Origin of the sequence: Bacteroides stercorirosoris, from assembly GCF_900142015.1 — a bacterium.
GTDB classification, from domain to species: Bacteria; Bacteroidota; Bacteroidia; order Bacteroidales; family Bacteroidaceae; genus Bacteroides; species Bacteroides stercorirosoris.
In genome coordinates, this window is record NZ_FQZN01000003.1 from 1 (window position 1) to 20841 (window position 20841).

General features: G+C 47.3%; 20 protein-coding genes. 17 read left to right on the top strand and 3 right to left on the bottom strand.

The window, feature by feature from the left end:
• Positions 1–148 precede the first annotated feature (148 nt).
• From BUC01_RS02920 to BUC01_RS26205, 3 genes are all read right to left on the bottom strand, one after another.
• Positions 149–1576, bottom strand: a complete 1428-nt coding sequence (locus BUC01_RS02920) for a glycoside hydrolase family 30 protein (RefSeq protein WP_025830805.1) — start codon at positions 1574–1576, stop codon at positions 149–151.
• 86 nt (positions 1577–1662) lie between these two features.
• Positions 1663–2889, bottom strand: coding sequence for an alginate lyase family protein (locus tag BUC01_RS02925; protein WP_025830804.1), 1227 nt, complete (start codon positions 2887–2889; stop codon positions 1663–1665).
• Positions 2890–3116: 227 nt separating this feature from the next.
• Positions 3117–3329, bottom strand: a complete 213-nt coding sequence (locus tag BUC01_RS26205; protein WP_025830803.1) for a helix-turn-helix domain-containing protein — start codon at positions 3327–3329, stop codon at positions 3117–3119.
• A 212-nt stretch (positions 3330–3541) separates the two neighbouring features.
• Here BUC01_RS26205 and BUC01_RS02935 point away from each other — a divergent pair, with 212 nt between their 5' ends.
• The 17 genes from BUC01_RS02935 to BUC01_RS03015 all read left to right on the top strand — a co-directional run bounded on the left by BUC01_RS02935 (position 3542) and on the right by BUC01_RS03015 (position 20829).
• Positions 3542–4687: a site-specific integrase gene (locus tag BUC01_RS02935; RefSeq protein WP_073312682.1), complete on the top strand. Its 1146-nt coding sequence runs from the start codon at positions 3542–3544 to the stop codon at positions 4685–4687.
• A gap of 148 nt (positions 4688–4835) precedes the next feature.
• Positions 4836–5585, top strand: coding sequence for a hypothetical protein (locus BUC01_RS02940; RefSeq protein ID WP_025830802.1), 750 nt, complete (start codon positions 4836–4838; stop codon positions 5583–5585).
• 162 nt (positions 5586–5747) lie between these two features.
• Entirely contained in the window at positions 5748–6161 is a 414-nt protein-coding gene (locus BUC01_RS02945; RefSeq protein WP_025830801.1) for a helix-turn-helix domain-containing protein, read from the top strand.
• Entirely contained in the window at positions 6133–7239 is a 1107-nt protein-coding gene (locus tag BUC01_RS02950) for an AAA family ATPase (protein WP_073312684.1), read from the top strand. The genes BUC01_RS02945 and BUC01_RS02950 overlap by 29 nt, the downstream gene beginning before the upstream one ends.
• Positions 7240–7518: 279 nt before the next feature.
• Positions 7519–8418, top strand: a complete 900-nt coding sequence (locus BUC01_RS02955; RefSeq protein ID WP_025830800.1) for a toprim domain-containing protein — start codon at positions 7519–7521, stop codon at positions 8416–8418.
• A 156-nt stretch (positions 8419–8574) separates the two neighbouring features.
• Positions 8575–9549 (top strand): hypothetical protein, encoded by a 975-nt coding sequence (locus BUC01_RS02960; protein WP_073312686.1) that lies wholly within the window; start codon positions 8575–8577, stop codon positions 9547–9549.
• A complete protein-coding gene (locus BUC01_RS02965) occupies positions 9537–10316 on the top strand; it encodes a hypothetical protein (protein ID WP_025830799.1) in 780 nt (259 codons plus the stop codon). Before BUC01_RS02960 ends, BUC01_RS02965 begins: the two co-directional genes overlap by 13 nt.
• Before the next feature lie 5 nt (positions 10317–10321).
• Positions 10322–11083: a metallophosphoesterase gene (locus BUC01_RS02970; RefSeq protein ID WP_025830798.1), complete on the top strand. Its 762-nt coding sequence runs from the start codon at positions 10322–10324 to the stop codon at positions 11081–11083.
• A 220-nt stretch (positions 11084–11303) separates the two neighbouring features.
• Positions 11304–11756, top strand: coding sequence for a hypothetical protein (locus BUC01_RS02975; protein WP_025830797.1), 453 nt, complete (start codon positions 11304–11306; stop codon positions 11754–11756).
• The gene (locus BUC01_RS02980; protein WP_034523989.1) at positions 11753–12085 is read left to right on the top strand and encodes a DUF4134 domain-containing protein; all 333 of its coding nucleotides are present in this window, start codon (positions 11753–11755) and stop codon (positions 12083–12085) included. The genes BUC01_RS02975 and BUC01_RS02980 overlap by 4 nt, the downstream gene beginning before the upstream one ends.
• Positions 12086–12143: 58 nt before the next feature.
• The gene (locus tag BUC01_RS02985) at positions 12144–12509 is read left to right on the top strand and encodes a DUF4134 domain-containing protein (RefSeq protein WP_004320256.1); all 366 of its coding nucleotides are present in this window, start codon (positions 12144–12146) and stop codon (positions 12507–12509) included.
• A gap of 48 nt (positions 12510–12557) precedes the next feature.
• Positions 12558–12857, top strand: coding sequence for a DUF4133 domain-containing protein (locus BUC01_RS02990; RefSeq protein ID WP_025830795.1), 300 nt, complete (start codon positions 12558–12560; stop codon positions 12855–12857).
• Positions 12858–12979: 122 nt separating this feature from the next.
• On the top strand, positions 12980–15685 hold the full coding sequence (locus tag BUC01_RS02995) for a TraG family conjugative transposon ATPase (protein ID WP_025830794.1): 2706 nt from the start codon (positions 12980–12982) through the stop codon (positions 15683–15685).
• 214 nt (positions 15686–15899) lie between these two features.
• Positions 15900–18437 carry a hypothetical protein gene (locus tag BUC01_RS03000; protein WP_025830793.1) on the top strand — a complete coding sequence of 846 codons (2538 nt, stop codon included), beginning with the start codon at positions 15900–15902 and terminating at the stop codon, positions 18435–18437.
• A 13-nt stretch (positions 18438–18450) separates the two neighbouring features.
• A complete protein-coding gene (locus BUC01_RS03005) occupies positions 18451–19176 on the top strand; it encodes a hypothetical protein (RefSeq protein ID WP_025830792.1) in 726 nt (241 codons plus the stop codon).
• 27 nt (positions 19177–19203) lie between these two features.
• Positions 19204–19971, top strand: a complete 768-nt coding sequence (locus BUC01_RS03010; protein WP_025830791.1) for a DUF5045 domain-containing protein — start codon at positions 19204–19206, stop codon at positions 19969–19971.
• Positions 19972–19983: 12 nt separating this feature from the next.
• On the top strand, positions 19984–20829 hold the full coding sequence (locus BUC01_RS03015) for a phage antirepressor (protein WP_073312688.1): 846 nt from the start codon (positions 19984–19986) through the stop codon (positions 20827–20829).
• Positions 20830–20841 lie beyond the last annotated feature (12 nt).

Here is a 20841-nt window from a genome sequence, read left to right on the forward strand (position 1 = left end):
CATAAAATCTGATTTTTACAAAGTTAATACATAAATAAAAAAACTACGAGAGAAACACCGTAGTTTTCTATTTACACAATCAGATGGATAGTCTCAAGGATTAACCCCGTTGCACAGTATTTGCTATGATTATTTTTATGTTTTATATTTAAAGCACAAGCGTATTGATTGATTTCGCTTGGAGTGTTACTTTAAAATTTTTATTTCCAGCTTTTATATTATAAGAGTATTCTTGTTCTTTAGGATTGTAGATCACTATTACTGTTTTTCCATCCTGATTACGGAATGCAAGAACGTTTTCCTTATCAGAAGCTCTCAACATTTGACTACCCGGTTGTACAAAGCGTGAAAGATGTTTCATTAGATAGTATTCATCGGTATAACGTACTTGACGGGTATTACGGTCAACAATAACAAGAGTGTTTTGTGCCCAGTCCCATGCACTTTTACATGTTTCATTTAACACCATATTCCAGTACATATAAGAGTTGACGCCATTGTTGAAACAATGCACAACTGCTTTCCATGTGTTTTCCAAAGCAGACCAGTCGTTTTCTGCGTTTCCACATTGATTTTCAGTCTGCATGTAGCGATAACTCGGATATTCCTTATGTACGGTAGGCAATGCTCTCATCCCTGTCCATTGCACTCCGACCCCTTTTACGTATTTTTCTGCATTCTTCTGCTTTAAAAAAGTGCGTATATAGTCTGGATTCGGATAGTTAACTGTCCCTACCCAAATTTCAGTATCTATTGAATCTTTTTCAAATTGAGGCCCTAAGTATTGAGTAACAAAAATAGCTAAATCCTCAGGACGCCAAGTGCATGAGGGCCAGCAAGGAGTCCATGCTATTTCGTTTTGTGGCATAATCATTTGAATGTTTACACCATTCTTTCTGTAGGCTTGTATGTATTTAGAGAAATAAAGAGCATAAGCTTGCAGATAGCCTTGTTGCATTTTAAAGCCAGTGACATTGCCTAATACATTACGGTTAGGGTCAAGTTGATTGTGTCCGATATCAGTCCCTTCGATGCCGGAACTTTTCTGTGAATAATGTTCGTTTACTTTCATCCATGCGGGTGGTGTCCAGGGAGATGCCCATAATTTCAAATCTGGGCGAAATTTCAGGGCCTCTTTTATGTAGGGTATAAGTATATATCTGTCGCGGTCTATACTGAAATTGCGCATAGTATAATCATCCTTTACGTCATTGTAAGAGTAATATCCGAACGCATAGTCACTGGCACCGACAGGAGTACGCCCCAAAGTGAAAAGAGTGCCATTTTCTGTAAATAAGGATGCCATAACCTTATCACGCTCTTCGGCTGACAAGCACTGCAGGGCATCCCAGCCCAATTCGTTGAAAGTACCACCAAATCCGATAACATCTTGCAGTAAACTGTCAGTGTAGACTTGAATATCTGCCTGGTCAACCGGAGATTTGTCTGGAGAGTATTTCTTTTCTATCCAGCGTTCGGTAGGAGTAGTGGAATACATTGTTATTTTTTGAGCACTAGTGGTAATGACACTTGCCCAAGCAATCCCGATGATTGCAGTTACAGTTTTTAATTCCATAATTGTTCTTGATTTAATATTAATACTGTGAAAATAAATATTTTGTTCTCATTTTCTGTTTTTTATGTTGTGGACACACACCTAAATTAATTATTTAAGTCTTTATCATTAAATTGGAATACATCAAAGTCTATGCAATCTCCGTCGAATTTTCCCAGCCAATTATTTTTATCCAACATTTCTTTTGTATAAGGCATGTTTAATCCTTTGCGGATAACATAATGATTATATGCTAAGCCATAAATAGAGCGATAATTACCACGTGCTTTTGGGCTGATGGTATTCCAACCACTATATTTTCCTGTAACATCTGTCCAGGTTTTGAATGGTACATTATTGTGTCCAACATTAAACTTTGCTGTATATTCATAACCCTTCATCACTAAATTATTGAGTGCACTATACAAATCATTTCCTTGCTTATAAGCGATTTCACAGATGGAACCGGCAGCCCCGATACCCAATTGAACGTGTGCTTGATCACGTCCACTTTCCTGGCATTGTCCAGTTTCTTCGTCAATATATTTGGGAAATGAACCATTATCATAGCCGTTCAGCACAAACTTTATAGTCTTTTTATACATTTCTGTATCATTCCATAATATTGCAAGTCCCATATAGGCTCTGCTGACAATTAATCCCCAGTTACCATTTGAGAAAGGAGGAATACTATAGAAATTATCCAACCATGGCAGGAATACATTACGTAGCATATTATTTACTTTGTCAACATCAGTTTGCTGTATCTTATCATAAGTTGTACTTACCATTTCCAAAGCAAATGCAATCTGGAATGCATGAAATCCTGCTAAAAGCATTGCATCGTTATGATTTGGAATTCCTTTCAACTTATCTGCATATTTCGTCAGGATTTCCATAACTTTTGTAGCATGGGACTCATCTTGAGTAATTATCCACATTAAAGCATTTAAATAAGCAGCTCCAAAATCTGCTTCGTAGTTTCTTTTTGTCCAAGCATAATCTTTTTGTCTGGCAATATATTCGTATGGTCCTTTTAATTGATAATCTGATTTTGCACGATAATCATTTCTCATTAAAAGATAAGTCTGGTATGCCGGATCAGTAGCGTTTGCTTTATGAACAACGGTACGCATCCGCTCAATACTTTTCGTGTTGTGTAGTATACCTGGATGTTCCAATGAAGGAGTGTATTCATTCGTTAAGAAAGTATCACTTTTAACCAGTTCGGATTCTGATAAATCAGATTTTGAATAAATTGCATCGATAGGCTTATTACTTCCTGTTAAAAGGAAAATTGGAATGAGGAATATAACCCCCAAAATGTTTTTCATAATACTGTTCTTTTAGTTAGACATCCTGTAAAAGTTTCACTTGTAATTATGAGGTTTTCGCCCTTGTTTGATACAAAAATACCACCACATCAGTTTGTTTCCAAACGATAATGTCATGCTTTTGTCCCAACTAAAGTGATTTTTAATTTATTAGAGCAATGATTTGATTATTAGTTGTTTAATGTTAGGCGAATGAGTGCCAAAAAAAATGGGAATGTCCTATTGGGTTAGTTTTCCTTTATCACAAGATTCATTTTCTTGCAATATTCCAGCGGAGTCATTCCGGTTACATTCTTAAACACTCGGTAGAAAGTAGTCTTCGAGCTGAAACCGCATTGTTCCGATAAAGCCTTTAGAGTATATTTGGAGAGATTCTCCTGATTTAAGCGTTTTTTTATCTCATTGACTCGATATACATTAATAAAGTTTGCGAAATTCATAAACTAAAGGTCAGTAATGAAAACAAATTCCAATAAACTGCAAATAAAAGCACTGATATATAAGTGTTTCTGAAAACTTCTATTTTTGCACTTGTTTCTTGACTTATCACATTATTTCTGTTGTTTTCATCATTTTTGTTTCTTATTTGTTTCTTGTTTTCGATTATTTTTCGTACCTTTGCACCCAGTTTAGGACATAAAATCGAATAGCCATGGCAAGGAACAAGAAAACGACAAAGGCAAAGGAGCCAATCCGGCTTAGGATGAAAGACCTAAGCAACGGAAACAAAAGTTTGTACTTGGATATCTATAGGGATGGCAAACGTTCCTATGAATATCTGAAGATGTATATCGTCCCCGAAACGGACGAAAACTCTCGCAGGCAGAACCAAGCCACCTTGGTCGCTGCCAATAAAATCAAAGCCGACAGAATCATTGAGCTGACAAATGGTGAGGCTGGCATCAAACAGGCAAAAGACGAGCCCAAGGTGCTTTTGCTTGATTGGATGAACACCTATATGGAAAACCAAAAGAAGCGTGGAAAGAAAGATTGGCGGCAAATCTTGGTGGCAATGAAGATTATCAGGGAATGGGTAGGCGAAAAGACAACTCTTGACCAAGTTGACCGAGCTTTCTGCCAAGGTTACATAGACTATCTTAGGACAGACTACCACCCAAGACATGTGGATCATCTTGCGGCAAATACTGCCCACAACTACTATCGGGCACTTAATGGTGCACTTAACGCTGCTGTTCGCGAGGACCTGATTAAAGTTAATCCATATACGAGAATAAGCAGTGCTGATAAAATCAAAAAGCCGGAAAGTAAGCGTGAGTATATGACAGTGGACGAGGTAAGGCAGCTCATTGCAACTCCGATGCAGAATGAAGCCGTGAAGGCTGCCTACCTATTCTCCTGCTTCTGTGGATTGCGTATCAGTGATATTATTGCATTGAAGTGGGAGAACGTGTATCAAGATGGAGCACAGACACGACTTGAGGTAGTAATGCAGAAGACCAAGGCACCAATCTATCTGCCTCTCTCTCCAGAGGCATTACGTTGGATGCCAGAGCGAGGAAACAAAAGTTCACAGGACAATGTGTTTGACCTTCCGTCTGCTGCCGCAGTAAATGTGCTTATCAAACCGTGGGCAAAGGCTGCGGGTATCAACAAGCATTTCACCTTCCATACGGCGAGGCATACCTTTGCCACCATGATGCTGACATTGGGAGCCGACCTTTACACGACAAGCAAGCTGCTTGGGCATACCGATGTGCGCATGACGCAGGTGTATGCAAAGATTGTCAACCGGAAGAAGGACGAAGCGGTAAACCTTGTAAACGGACTCTTTGACTGAAATGAGTGTGTCCGTACTGTACAGAACACATAATTCGTATAACTCAACTCTGGTTGCGCAAGTGGCCGGAGTTTTTTGTGTAACAAACAATCAACAAAAAGAAAAATGAAGAAACAAGACCAAAGCGGTCATCTCTCTTTTTGGGGAGATGAGCAGCACGCATAAGCATGTGCGTTGCGATGAGGACATCTACGACGAGCTTTTCGGGCTATTGTCCTCAATGAGAAAACTCTATGTGGAGAAAGTAATGAACGGCGGCATGAAACAAGATCGTTTCATTGATTTGTTCTGTGACAGCCACCACTCCATCGGCTGTAAGCAGCCCTGTTGCAACAATGCCCATCGTATGAATATGGGTATCGTGCGTAACCTGTACACGCAGGAGAAAGATATGCTTGACAGGTATCTATACAAGGATTCGTTCACAAAGGAAGATTTCCACGAGCTTATCCACCAGCACCTGACTACAAGCACAGGAAGCCAATCCCAAAGGGCTACCTCTATGTCATTCGGAGGAAAGTTCACAGACCATCAGTTGGATTATCTGGCAAAGATTGCACAAGAAAACCATCTGTTCAAGTTGTCAAACGATACAGAAGCAAGAGCGGCCATGGATGATTTACTCAACTGCAAGGCCGGATTTACAGTAGAAGTCAGAAACCTACGCAATGTAGCCGTGTTCTTTGACGAGCTGCTTACCAACAACCTCGTCTGTTATAACTGGCAATCCGTGATTGAGAAAGGACGTTTCCTTATATCGCCAAAGAACAACAAGCGCGTTGCCGCATCTGATCTGTCGTCGGCATTGTACAAGGCTAGAATATCATCAAGCGTTGCAAAGCACAGCATACGGGACGGCATCAAACAGATGAAAAAAGGACATACAACTGACATGTAATCCAACATAAGAATGTAAAAAGGGTGATAGTTAGGGTGAGACTGCCTAACTATCACTCTGCTTTTTATTCAAACGCCCTTTCTTGCATGTAATTTTGCACTCCGAAAGCACGGTGCTGTCGGAGGGACGCCTCCTATGTCAAACGATAAAAAGCATATCATCATGCAGAACAGAACAACATTTATGGAAAGAATCAACGAGCGTGTATGTGTCGTTGAGGACATCTTGAAAAAGATGGAACCCGTGGAGGATTTGCTTGAAAGGCTGTCAATGCTTGAAAACAACATCTACACGACAAAGAAGGTGCTGACCTTCAGTGAAGCCTGTGTCTATATGGGTGTATCGGAAAGCCTTCTCTACAAGCTGACGTCAGCCCAGGAGGTACCGCACTATAAACCGCGAGGCAAGATGCTCTACTTCAACAAGGAGGAACTTGACCAGTGGCTCCTGCAAAACAATATCCCCACTATCGGTGCGGTAACGAAAGTGGAGACCGACGAGAGAGAAGACAAGAATGAAGTAAAACCCTATTTCGGACAGAAACGCTATGGAAGAAAAAACAAAAGCAACGCTTGACAAGCAGAACGGGAACGACAAGGATCGCATATCGCGCATCCTCTGCGAGTCACTCATCAAGGCGACTGACACCTATCAGACACCGCCACAGATAATATGGGTGGATAATTCCACTATCGCCACGTTGGGCAACTTCAGTGCTTCCACGGGTAAGGCAAAGGCGAAAAAGACCTTCAACGTGTCTGCCTTGGTAGCTGCATCACTCTCCAACGGCAAGGTGCTGAACTATCGCGCCAGTCTGCCAGAGGGGAAGCGCAAGATACTGTATGTAGATACCGAGCAGAGCCGATACCACTGTCATAACGTGCTGGAGCGAATCCTAAAGCTCGCCGGTCTGCCTACAAGCATCGACAACGAGAACCTTGACTTTATCTGTCTGAGAGAGTACACGCCCTCCGTCAGGATAGAGGTCATAGACTATGCCCTTGCCCAAGACCAAAGCTATGGTCTGGTCATCATCGACGGAATCAGGGACTTGCTTCTTGACATCAACAATGCGGGAGAATCGGTCGAGGTCATCAACAAGATGATGGAATGGTCATCAAAGTATGACCTGCACATCCATTGCGTATTGCATCAGAACAAGGGCGACAACAACGTGCGCGGGCATATCGGTACGGAGATGAACAACAAGGCAGAGACGGTGCTTGTCATCACCAAGAGCACCACTAATCCCGATATCAGTGAGGTGAAGGCGATGCACATCCGTGAGAAGGAGTTCAAGCCCTTTGCCTTTACCGTCAATGAGGAAGGGTTGCCAGAGATTGTCGAGCACACGCCGGAGAAGGAAGAAGGTGACAAGCAACCGTCAAGGTTTACTTACCAAGACTTGACAGCCGAACAGCATAACGAGGCGCTGACGGCTGCATTCAAGGAGAAACCTATCAAAGGATTCGAACGCATGGTGGAGGAATTGACGCAAGCCTATGCTGACATCGGCTTCAAGCGTGGCAGAAGCGTCATCATCAAAATGCTGAAATACCTGATTAACGAGCAAAAGCTCATAGTGAAGCGGGATAATCATTACTATTTCGGATATACACCTGCCGAGATTGACCTGTTCCATGAAGAGGAATAAAAACAGTTCAGAAACCAGTTTAGTTTACGTCCGTGCCTATATATAAGAAATAAGGCCAAAGTAAACCGAAATCGGAGGCTGAATTGCAAAGCGGAAAAGTAGTTTAGCAAATGGTTTAGTTTACGGGGGTGCCTATATAAGAGAAAGGGTAAAGTAAACTGTTCCCATGGACAAAGTGAAAAACGACAGGAAATCACTCCAGATTTTAGTTTACTTTACGCCCGTGCCTATAGGGAATTAAATGGATGGAGTGTTTTACTGATAATAAATGAAAGTACAATGAATATTGAACAATCGAAGAAACTGAGCATTATAGACTTCCTGGACAAGGAGAATGTAACGCTGAAAAAGAAGAAGGGCAATGCCTACTGGTATCTGTCACCCTTCAGGGACGAGAAGACCGCATCGTTCAAGGTCAGCAAGAAGGAGAACCTGTGGTACGACTACGCCATTAAGGAGGGTGGCGACCTTGTGGAGTTGGTAAAGCGCATGTATAACAAACACTCCGTTTCCGATGCCCTTGCCTACCTTGCGTCCAAGAATATCACCACTGTGGATAAAGCGATAGAGACCGCCATCGCAGCCAAGGAATACACGACAACCAAGATGAACGATGTGAAGCTGCTCCCACTGAGCAACCATTCTCTGCTGTCCTATTTCAGTAGCCGACGGATAGACATCACCATTGGCAGGATGTATTGCAGGGAGATACACTACAAGGTTGAGCAGAAGCATTACTATGGCATTGCCTTTGGCAATCTGAGTGACGGAAACGAGGTGCGCAATCCCTATTTCAAGGGCTGCATCGGACATAAAGACATCACCCTGCTTGCCCATACGTTCAATGAGTGGCAAAGCGGTTGTCTGGTTTTTGAGGGCTTCATGGATTTCCTTGCGTATATGACCCTCGTCAAACAGCAAGATAGATGGTTTGTCGTTGAAAGCCCTTGCGACTATATGATACTGAACTCAGTCGCCAACCTCAAACGAGCATTGCAGTACCTTGACCGTTACACCCACATCCATTGCTTCCTCGACAACGACCAGGCAGGATGCAAGACGGTTGAGAGTATCAGCAATGTATTCGAGTACAGGGTGACGGACGAGTCCTTCAGATATGCCGACTATAAGGATGTCAACGACTATCTGATGAGGAAGAAACGAACGGCATCGGAATGATATTATCAAGACGAAAACATCATCATTTGGTGCAAAAATGGCTCAAAGGCCTTGAATTTGCATATCAAATCTGCACTTTTTCGCCAAAACATGCCTGATTCTCAATTATTATCCTTATTTTTGCATCGTTTTAATGTGTCATTAAAATGTAGCAGAATGGAATTGAAGAAAGAAATAAGGATATTGGGCAGACGCTTTGAAGTGGAACCTCGTGCCAAGGAAAGCCTGAAAGGTATCACTGTCGGAGAGAAACTCTCATATCGTTTCTATGACGGCACATACCAAGGTATGCCCCTGCTGTTCGTTGAGCCTAAGAAAGAAGTCAATCCCTCTCCACGGGCTTGCGCCATCACTGGCAAGCGGTTGACCGAAGCCTTGGGGCTGCCCGCAGTATTCATCCTTGCGCCCGGGCCCACCTACGAGCGGCACAGGTTAGCGGACAAGGGAGTCTTCTTTGTCATGTCCGAGGAATATGCCCACTTGCCTGGCATCATTGCGTTGGAAAAGACAAGCAACAGGAAGATTGCCGAGGTGCTGACCCCTGTAGCGCAATACCTTTTGCTCTATCACCTGCAGGTCGGCAGCCTTGAAGGAATGTCGCCAAGGGACATTGCACCCTTGCTTCCATATTCCTATGAAAGCGTCACGTTGGGCGTCACCTGCCTTGAAGATGTAGGGCTGTGTCAAAAGATTCAGAACGGACAGCGTAGCAAGGCGATACACTTTGAGCTGAAGGGCAAGGAACTGTGGGACAAGGCGCAGAACGTCTTGCTGTCACCTGTAGAGTATATTATCTATTGCGATGACATACGCTTGGATGCGGAATATCCCGTATGCGGCATCAATGCCTTGGCGCATTACACCATGCTCAACCCCGATAGGGAACAGATGATGATGATGACAAGCAAGGAATACCGTGCCGTCAAGTCAGCTGATGTCATGGAAAATCCCAACATCTATGACGGCAACTATATCATAGAGGTATGGAAATACCCTGTCGTCAGCAAGATTGGCGACAAGAACCAGTGGGTTGACCGCCTTTCCCTTGTCCTTTCATTGAGGGAGGACGATGATCCGAGAGTGGAAAAAGAAGTAGAACGAATAATCAGTGAACAGAAATGGACGGATTAGATAAGTTCCGCGAGGCTTTTGCGGAATACTCAGACAACTATGTGGTGATAGGCGGTGCAGCCTGTGACATCACCATGACCAATACCGTGGTGCGTCCCCGCGCCACACACGACATCGATATGATAGTCATCGTGGAGAACATGACCGAGGCATTCGCCAACCGCTTCTGGCAGTTTGTACGTGAGGCAGGCTATCGACCTGAAAAGAGGAAACAGGAGGCTGGTGAACCACCAAGATATGAAATGTACCGCTTCCTTGATGGCCAAGACGGCTATCCCGAGATGATAGAACTGCTGTCACGCCACCCCGATGTGCTTGGAGAACCAAAGGGATTTGTCATTGAACCTATCCCGACCGATGAAGATGTGTCGAGTCTCAGTGCCATCATCATGGACGATGACTACTATCACTTCACTATCGCACACAGCCAACTGACTGATGGCATACGCCATGCCAATTCCGCTGCCTTGATAGCGCTGAAGGCAAGAGCCTACCTCAATCTCATGGCAGACAAGAGGGACGGCAAGCATGTGAACACCAAAGACATCAAGAAGCACCGTTCTGACGTTCTGAAGAATGTGGTCATAATGACCGAGGACAACATTGAGGCACCTGCTTCCATAGTGGTATGTATAAGGGAGTTTGTCGCCTCCATCAGAGAAGACTGGACAACTCTCGCAGAACCATTGTCAAAGTCGCTCGGTCAAGACGAGGCATTTGTGACCGGACTGTTGGACCAACTAGATGAATTGTTTATAGAAGCATGAACAATATGAAGATACAATACGCATCCGACCTACATCTGGAGTTTGCCGACAACTGGCGGTATCTGAAAGCCCACCCCTTGGAGGTGACGGGCGACATACTGCTGCTTGCCGGTGACATCGGCTATCTCGGTGATGATAACTACTCCAAGCATCCCTTTTGGGACTGGGCATCGGAGAACTACAAGGAGGTGCATTGCTGCATGGGTAACCATGAGTTCTACAAATACTACGATGTGGCAACACTGCCCGACGGTTATCTCTTGAAGATACGTCCCAACGTGTTCAGCCACTACAACGGTGTTGTGAGGATTGGCGACACCGACATCATCCTCTCCACCCTTTGGTCGAGGATTCCTTTGGAGGACGCTTACTTCACCGAGCAAGTGATAAGCGACTTCCGCCGTATATTATATAATGGTGAACTGATGACCCATGCCCAATTCAATACCGAGCATGAGCGATGCCTCACGTTCATCAAAGAAGCTGTGGCACATTCGCAAGCAGCCCATAAGATTGTCGTTACCCATCATGTGCCCTCGTTCCGTATGCTCCATCCCAAGTTTCAGGGCAGCAAGGCAAACGGGGCTTTCACCGTAGAACTGGAGGACTATATCACCGACAGCGGCATTGACTATTGGATATACGGACACTCGCACACAAACATCGATGCCAGGATAGGCAATACCCCATGCTTGTCCAACCAGTTGGGCTATGTTTTCTCCAACGAGCATCAAGACTTCTCCCGCGGCAAGTACCTGACCATATAGCCATCCACATTTTCTCATCCACCCTCTTTACAGGCTCTTCCCTATCGGAAGGGCTTTTTTTGTGCCCTTCGAGTTTGATTTTTGAGTATGATTGCGAGTGTAATCAAAATTAGAGTTAATATTTATCTCTGAGGAAAGGCATTTCGGTTTAAGATTGAAGAAAAGGTAGTTCCTTTGCACTGGCAATAAGCCAAATCATAGTAAAATCAAACTTGAAAATATGAAGTCATTTGTAATATTCGCCATTATCGTGACCGTAATCTATCTCATCTACTATACGGTCATCATCGTGCAGGATCTGTACGGAAAGCCCAAGGACGAGAAGTCACAGGGCGAGTCGTTTGATGTCAGTGACATGACCGAAGAGGAAGAGTCGATAGCGGTCAGTGAGAGCGACGGCGGCTTCAGCGTAGGCGACAACCAGTATGAGACAGCCTACGAGGAGAAGCAGCTTACAGAGCCTACAGAGGAGGCAGCCGCCACTGCGGAAGAGAGCAAACCTCATGTGCTTGAAAAGATACATAGCGCAATCGAGAAGAAGATGGAGGAAGTGAATACCACCTATTCCGACCCCATGTTTTCGGAAGAATTGATAAACACCATCATAGCCCGCGGTCTCCGTCACAATGGACGTGACATGGTCAAGGTGGAATCACTCAATAATGAGATATGATGTCAAAAACAAGAAGTGCATTTCTATCATTATATGCCGCTTTAACCCCAGCTCTGGCCAGTGCTAAGTGTGGCAACGTGGACTACAGCTGGGGAGCGGACGCACTTGCGAGTGCCCATGACTATGCCGTGACGATGATGCTCTATGTTGTTTATATGTGCTATGCAGTGGCGGGCATCGTGGTCATCGTCAGTGCCTTGCAGATATATATAAAGATGAACACGGGAGAAGAGGGAGTAAAGAAGAACATCATGATGCTGGTGGGAGCCTGCCTGTTCCTCATAGGAGCTACCATCGTCTTCCCCGCTTTCTTCGGCTATCAGATTTGAGATACAGGTGATACGAGATAAGATAACTCAAAGTGTAACAAATTAAAAGGTAAAAAGAATGTTTGAAAGGATTAACAAGAAGGTGAAGGGACTCTTCTCTTCACAGCGCATGAAAACGCTCGCCCTGATGCTGCTTGTCGGCACCACCGCAGCAATGGCACAGAACGCAGCCGGCGACTACTCAGCAGGTACCACCGCGCTTACCACAGTGACAGAGGAAATTGCCAAGTATGTGCCTATCGTGGTGAAGCTCTGCTACGCCATTGCCGGTGTCGTTGCCATCGTCGGTGCGATCTCAGTTTACATCGCCATGAACAACGAGGAACAGGATGTCAAGAAGAAGATCATGATGGTCGTCGGCGCATGTATTTTCCTCATTGCAGCAGCCCAGGCTCTGCCTCTGTTCTTCGGCATTGGAGGTTAAGTGCAGCGTAAGTTTGTAAGTATGTAGAACGTTAAAACACTGACAGTTATGGTAGAGACAAAGCAGGAACGGTTTCCGGATTATCCCATTTTCAAGGGACTGCAACGTCCATTGGAGTTCTTCGGGTTGCAGGGACGCTACATCTACTGGGCGGCAGCCACTGCAGGAGGAGCCGTTGCGGGCTTCATCCTCGGCTACTGCATCTTCGGTTTCGTGGCAGGACTCGTGCTGCTTGTCCTCGCCGTGGCTGTCGGTGGCGTTCTCATCGTCATGAAGCAGCGCAAGGGCTTGCACAGCAAGAAAAGTGACAACGGCATATTCATCTATGCCTATTCAAAGAAAGTGTAAAACAAAAAAAGAGAATCCATTATGTCCAAGTGGAATGCTATCAATGATTGTAAGTGAATGGAGGTGGGGGCATCACGTATGAGGGTGCGCCCGCCTTTTTGTGATTAAAAAAGAAAAGAACAATGACCCTATACATCATACTCATATTTTCAGCCATCTGCGTGGGCATGGCCATCAGTGTCAAGGCATTCGGCACGGGAGGCAAGCGCAAGCGCATCTTCCAGGACATCTACTTCTCCATCGAGGAAGTGGATGGCATAGGCGTGCTCTATACCAAGACGGGCGAATACTCCGCTGTGCTGAAGATGGAGAACCCTGTGCAGAAATATTCCGCCAACATCGAGGCCTACTATGAGTTCACCCACCTCTTCACTGCCCTTGCCCAGACCTTGGGCGAAGGCTATGCGCTGCACAAGCAGGATGTGTTTGTGAGAAAGGCATTCAAAGAAGAGAATGGAGGAAATCATGAGTTCCTGAGCGAGAGCTACTTCCGCTATTTCAACGGCAGACCCTTTACTGACAGCGTCTGCTATCTCACCATCACACAGGAGAATAAGAAGAGCCGCCTGATGTCGTTCGACAACAAAAAATGGCGCGACTTCTTGGTGAAGATACGTAAGGTACACGACCAGCTGAGGGATGCCGGTGTGAAGTCCCGCTTCCTCGGCAAGACAGAAGCCAGCGAGTATGTTGACCGCTTCTTCTCCATGAACTTCCGTGACAAGGTGGTGTCGATGACCAACTTCAAGGTCGATGACGAGACCATCGGCATGGGCGACCGCCGCTGCAAGGTATATAGCCTTGTGGATGTCGATTGTGCCAACCTGCCGTCGGTCATTCGTCCCTACGCCAATATCGAGGTGAACAACACCAGTATGCCCGTTGACCTCGTGAGCATCGTCGATAGCGTGCCCGGTGCCGACTGCGTGGTGTTCAACCAGATGGTGTTCGTGCCCAACCAGAAGCGTGAGCTTGCCATGCTCGACAAGAAGAAAAACCGCCATGCCTCCATGCCCAACCCCAGCAACCTGATGGCTGTGGAGGACATCAAGCGTGTGCAGGAGGTGATAGCCCGTGAGAGCAAGCAGCTCGTCTATACACACTACAACCTCGTGGTGGCAGTGAGCTGCGACACTGACATACAGAAATGTACCAACCATCTCGAAAACTCCTTTTCGCGCATGGGCATCCATATCAGCAAGCGGGCCTACAACCAGTTGGAGCTGTTCGTCAACTCCTTCCCCGGCAACTGCTATGGCATGAATGCCGACTACGACCGTTTCCTCACCCTCGGCGATGCTGCCACCTGCCTGATGTACAAGGAGCGCATCGTTCACAATGAGGACACCCCGCTGAAAATCTACTATACCGACCGTCAGGGCGTGCCTGTAGCCATCGACATCACAGGAAAGGAGGGAAAGGAGAAGCTGACCGACAACTCCAACTTCTTCTGCCTGGGTCCATCGGGAAGCGGCAAGTCGTTCCACATGAACAGCGTGGTACGCCAGTTGTGGGAGCAGAACACCGACATCGTCATGGTCGATACGGGTAACTCGTATGAGGGACTCTGCGAGTATGTGGGCGGCAAGTACATCGCCTACACGGAGGACAAGCCCATCACCATGAACCCCTTCAACATCAGTAAACGGGAGCTTAACATCGAGAAGATCGACTTCCTGAAGAACCTGATTCTGCTGATATGGAAAGGCTCGGAGGTGCAGATACCCGAACTGGAGTTCCGTGTGGTGGAGCAGTTGGTGACGGAGTATTACGACTTCTACTTCAACGGCGTGCAGCCTTATCCTTCCTCACAGAAGGAGACACTGAGAAAAAACCTCTCCACGATGGAGAAGCGACGCGGCACGGAGCTTTCTCAGATACACGACAAGGTGGAGAAACTTATCCACGGACTGGAGGAGCGGCGCACGGCACTGGCCGTGAAGACCCTGTCTTTTGACTCGTTCTATGAGTTTGCCTGTGAGCGTCTCGACCAGATATGCATTGAGAACAACATCACCACCATCGACTGCGACAACTTCGCCTACATGCTGCAGAACTTCTACAAGGGTGGCAAGTATGACAAGATTCTCAATGAGAACGTGGATAGCACCCTGTTCGACGAGACCTTCATCGTCTTCGAGGTGGATGCCATCAAGGAGAACAAGCAGCTCTTCCCCATCGTCACGCTCATCATCATGGACGTGTTCCTGCAGAAGATGCGCCTGAAGAAGAACCGCAAGTGCTTGGTCATCGAGGAGGCATGGAAAGCCATCGCCTCGCCGCTGATGGCAGAGTATATCAAGTATCTCTACAAGACTGCGCGAAAGTTCTGGGCATCAGTGGGTGTGGTGACGCAGGAGATACAGGACATCATCGGCAGTCCCATCGTGAAGGAAGCCATCATCAACAACTCCGACGTAGTGATGCTGCTCGACCAGAGCAAGTTCCGTGAGCGATTTGACGAGATTAAGGCGATATTAGGATTGACCGATGTGGATTGTAAGAAGATTTTCACGGTCAACCGATTGGAGAACAAGGAAGGACGCAGCTTCTTCCGTGAAGTGTTTATCCGACGTGGTTCGACGAGCGGAGTGTATGGTGTGGAGGAGCCGCACGAGTGCTATATGACCTACACCACCGAGCGAGCCGAGAAGGAAGCACTGAAACTCTATAAGCGAGAGCTGAAGTGTAGCCATCAGGAGGCTATCGAGCGGTATTGCAGGGATTGGGATGCCAGTGGCATCGGGAAGTCGCTGGCATTTGCGCAGAAGGTGAATGAGGCGGGGAAGGTGCTTAATCTAAAGGACGACGGCAATACTCGCCGCTGACGCGGTGAGCACGGGGGCTGATGGATGGAAACGGAATTCCCGGAATAGATGGAAAGCCCGGTATGAACAGAAGGCTCAGATGCCCGAAAGCGAAACTTTCGGGAACAGTGGCTGAGTAGTAGATGCTATTAGTAGTGAATACTACCAATAGTAAATACTACAAGTAGTAAAGTAGTGGAATAGTAAAGTAGTAGAAACGTAAAGTAGTGAAGCAATGAGACGTTTACACCTTATTATAATATATATATGTCTGACGCTTGTCGTGGGAAGGGTTCATGCGCAGTATTACAGCGTGAACTATGACAAGCAGACCGTTGCAGCCATGGCTGCCGCATTCGGTGCTGGAGCTATGGCAGAGAGCTATTATAACGAGCAGGTGGGCGAAATCTTGAAGCACTACAATGCCGCTGAGGTTGCCACTGCCGGTATCTTCGCCGCCAAGTTCTTGGAGCGCAAGGCATTCACCGACCTCGGTATCTGGAGCAGCAGTACGGAGAACTACTATTACCGCCGCATCCACAATATGGTGGCAAACAAGATTATGCCCAAGATATGGACGGTGGCTGGCATGATGCTGAAGAGTCCGCAGACCGCCCTCTACTGGGGCAGTTATCTGATGAAGATATGTGCTGACACCAAGTCGCTGTGCATGCAGTTTGAGAGTGTGGTGACCAACAGCAGTCTGACCTTTGCCGACATCCAGTTCTTGGAAATCAACCAGGAGATAGCCGCCATCCTCAAACTCTCGGAGATAGGAAACATAGATTGGCAGCAGCTGTTGGACGACATCGCCAGTGTGCCCGGCAACTTCACCGTGGATAACCTCACCGCCGACATCGAGACACTTTACAACATGGGAGCATCGTTGGCTACGGCTGGCATCGACTCCGTAGATTCCCTCTTGCAGAAAAGTGCCTTCAATGAACTCTTCAACGGCAAGGTGAGCAAGATAAAGGACATCTACGACAACTACTATCATCTCTACGAACAGGCAGAGAACGGCATCGGCAGTGCCCTTATCAGTCTGGTGGGAGGCCAGGACAGCATCGCCAACCTCTTCAGTCTCTCCAACTACAACATCACCTCATGGATGACCGACTATCTGAGCGAGATGCAGGGCAACTACTACACGCAGCGTTGGTACATCGCCCGACGAGACCAAGGCAGCGTGAGCCTCTGTGACTACTATCCTCCGACCGATGACAACAGCATCCTGAACGGTGACCATTGGTATCGCATCAATACCTCCGACCCCAACTTCTACCCAAGCAGCACGCAGCGAGAGCAGATACTGGCCAACTCGGAGAACCATGCCGGATGGAGTCGCAGCCGTGTGCAGCAGCTCAACGCCCAGAACGACGGCTTCACCTATACGATGAACTACTGGATGTCCTCGTACATCATCAGCCGTGGCGGCAAGCAGACGAAGAAAGCCTACGCCTACGAGATACACGTCACCAAGAGTTGGAACAACGTGGAAGAGGTGTATGAGGATGTCTTCGACTCCTACAGCATGGACCTGAACACCTTCAAGCGACAGTTGCAGGCACGCCTCTCGGAATATAACGACAACGAAGAGGGCTATGTCTATTACATCGGCAGTGACGCACGCCGTTACTATCAAGCAACCGATGCCGCCAAGCTGAAGGGCGTGGAGAGCGTTACCATCAGCGTCACCTGTTCGGACGGTGTCACCCTCGGGCAGGGCAGCACGCAGTACAAGTGCCGTGAGTGCGGCGGTTCGCTCAATGCCCACAGCAAGGAGTGCGCCATGAGGACAACCATCACGGAGAACAATCTCGACCTCTCGGAACTGGACGAGAAGGAACGTGAGGCAAGCAACAAGATAGCCCTGTTGGAGTCGCAGATAAGCCAGTTGGAGCAGGAAAATCGCAGATTGGCAACCGCCATCAGCAATGCCTCCGTGGAGGAAGCCCCTGCCTTGCGGCAGCAATACAATGCCAACAAGACGAAGATAGACAACCTGAAAAGGGAGTTGGCGACATGGCAGCAGCAGTTGACGGACATACAGGATGCCAAGAGCGAGGCGGCTAATGACAATGCCACCGCCACCGATGACTACTACCGCATTCCTGCCATCATGCAGGATGTGAAGTCTGCCTACAACCTCACTTGGCAGGGAGCCGGTTCGTGGAACGGATATACCTACGTGCGCACTGCCACCATGCCCAACATCAACGGCATCATCACCTTCAAGGCGACCCTGTCCATTGCGAGGAAACCCAAGTACTTCCTTGGCATCAAGATACACCGTGCGATACTGCAAATATCGTGGGAACTGACCTCGGAATATACCGACACACAGGTAGTGGATGTGCTGACCCTTGACCCGAATGCCTCTGACGAGGAGAAGACGAGGCTGGTGAACAACCGCATCTCGGAAATAGCCCAGGAGTTCCCGTCGTGCAGCATCACCACGGAGTATGCCAAGAGCGAGGCGACACAGACCGCTGACAATGACGATGTGATACATCTGCTCTGGTCGAGCGACCGGCTGGAGATAGCCCGTGAAGTGGATAGCCGTATCACCAAGATATATGCCGACTTGGTATCATTAGAAAAAATGATGCACTACAAGCGCAGCATTATTGACGTGCTGAAGGACATTCTTCCATCGATAGATGTCGACCAAGGTCGCAGAAGGACACTCATTGAAGAGTGCTATGAGCGATGGAGGGAGAATGCAGACTCTAACAGAGGGGATGGTGAAGATAACGAGAATGAAAACTGAGGGAGGATAAAGAATGAGATATACCATCATCATAGCTCTCCTGCTGATTACCCTCTTCCCCAAGACAGCCTTGGCGCAATGGGGATTCGATGCGGTATCGGTGGAAGCATACATCAACGACCACAAGAAGCAGCGAAGCCTCTTGTTGGCACGCAGCACACTGGAGTACAGCAACCAACTGCTGCATGAATACAGCAGTGAAGAGGTAGGCAAGTACAAGGAACTGAATGTAGATTTGGACAAATACACCCGAGCCTTCGATGTCATAGATGTGATGTACCAGTCATTGCGCACAGTGCTGAACGTGAAGAGCACCTACCAGACGGTGAGCGACCGCATCAGTGACTACAAGAACCTGTTGGAGGACTTCAACGAGAAGGTCATCAAGCGGAAGCACATCGAACTGGCAGACACAATGCTTATCTCCATCAACAAGAAAGCCATCGATAATATATACAACGAGGGAAGCCAACTCTATCATAGCGTCAACGACCTCGTGCTGTATGCTACGGGCGCAGCTGCTTGTTCCATCTCCGACCTGCTGATGGTGCTGGACAACATCAACAACTCGTTGGACCTGATAGAGAAGCATCTGAACCAAGCCTACTTCCAGACATGGCGGTATGTACAGCTGCGCATGGGCTACTGGAAGGAGAAGGTGTATCGGACAAGGACAAAGGAAGAGATACTCGAAGATGCCTTCAGCCGATGGAAAGTGGCAGGAAAACTTGATTATTGACGGATTGCAAACAAAAGAAGAACGGACATGAAGAAGACAATGATACTCATCATGGCGGCAGTAGCCACCACTTCTGCCTTTGCCCAGAGCGTGACCTACAACCACGACTCCTCCAAGCAGAACCAGATAACGGTGATGGAGACGGGTGGCGGTTCTCTCACCCCTGAGTTCTATTATTGGCTGTTGCACAACAGCTACAAGAAGACTGCGGCAGAGAAGAACAAGTTGGGGTTCCGCACCCTTGCCGGCATCAACCTCTACAACCAAGTAGATGATGCGGAGAAGATAGACTCTGCCCTGACCAAGCGTGCGGAAGTAGAAGCCCTGAACGTAGCCGACCGACAGATAGACCTCGCCTGGCTTGCCGAGAGCAGCAAGATCAACGGTCAGTTGGACAAGATGAAGGCGAACATCGACCATATCATCCCCACAGGCGGCACCATCAACGACAAGCGTCGGTGGGAGGAACTGTACAATATGTACCAGTGTGCGGTGAAATCCACTAAGGATGCCTATATGCCCAATGCGCAGAGGAAACGGCAGTATCTGAGCATCTATGCCGACCTGACGGCACAGAACGAGACATTGCTCAAATATCTCGTTCAGCTCAACACCCAAAACCAGACCACCGCCCTTCTGGCAGCCACCAACGACCGTGTGGTGCAGAAAGGTAGCATCATCAGCGATGCCAAGAGCCGCTGGCAGGAGAACATGAAGGGTGTGAGGAGCACGACAGGGTCTGACAGTGGCGATGAAGCCAACGGCGGTGAAGGTGAAGAAAGTGTAAACAGATAAATCAGAACAGAGATGGATAACAACATTCAAATTTTCAAAAACCCAGAGTTTGGACAGATACGAACACTGGAAATGCCCGACGGTCAAGTTGGCTTCATGGGAAAGGACGTTGCTGAAGTTCTTGGGTACAAGAATCCCTCCAATGCCATTGTGAATCACGTAGATGAAGAGGACAAAACCTCATACCTAATTCAGGTATCAGGTTCCAACTACAAGGCTAACACCGTCTTTATCAACGAGTCAGGACTCTATGCGCTCATACTGTCATCCAAGATGCCCAAGGCACGTGAGTTCAAGCATTGGGTGACATCAGAGGTGCTCCCCACCATCCGCAAGCATGGTGCTTATATGACACAGCAGACCATCGAGAAGGCACTGACAGAGCCAGACTTCCTTATACAGTTAGCAGTCAATCTGAAGGAAGAGCGACAGAAGCGTCTGCTTGCCGAACAGGAGTGTGAACACCAAAGGGCACGCATCGTTGAGTTGGGTTCCAAGGTGGATGACCTACAACAGGAGGTGACGAAGATGAAGGACAAGGTGAGTTACCTTGACATCATCCTCGCCACGAAGAGCAGCGTCTTGGTCACACAGATAGCCCAGGACTATGGTGAGTCATCCATCCGCTTCAACCGACGGCTGAAGGATTTGAACATCCAGTATCAGCGCGGCAAGCAGTGGATTCTGTATGCTGATTATAAGGATTGCGGCTATGTGACCAGCGAGACCTACCTCATTAAACACAAGGACGGCTCGGAAGATGTGCGCATGAACACCAAGTGGACACAGAAAGGTCGCCGTTTTCTCTATGAGAAACTGAAGAGCGTGGGAGTCATTCCTGTGATTGAACGCATGTAAAACAAATAATAC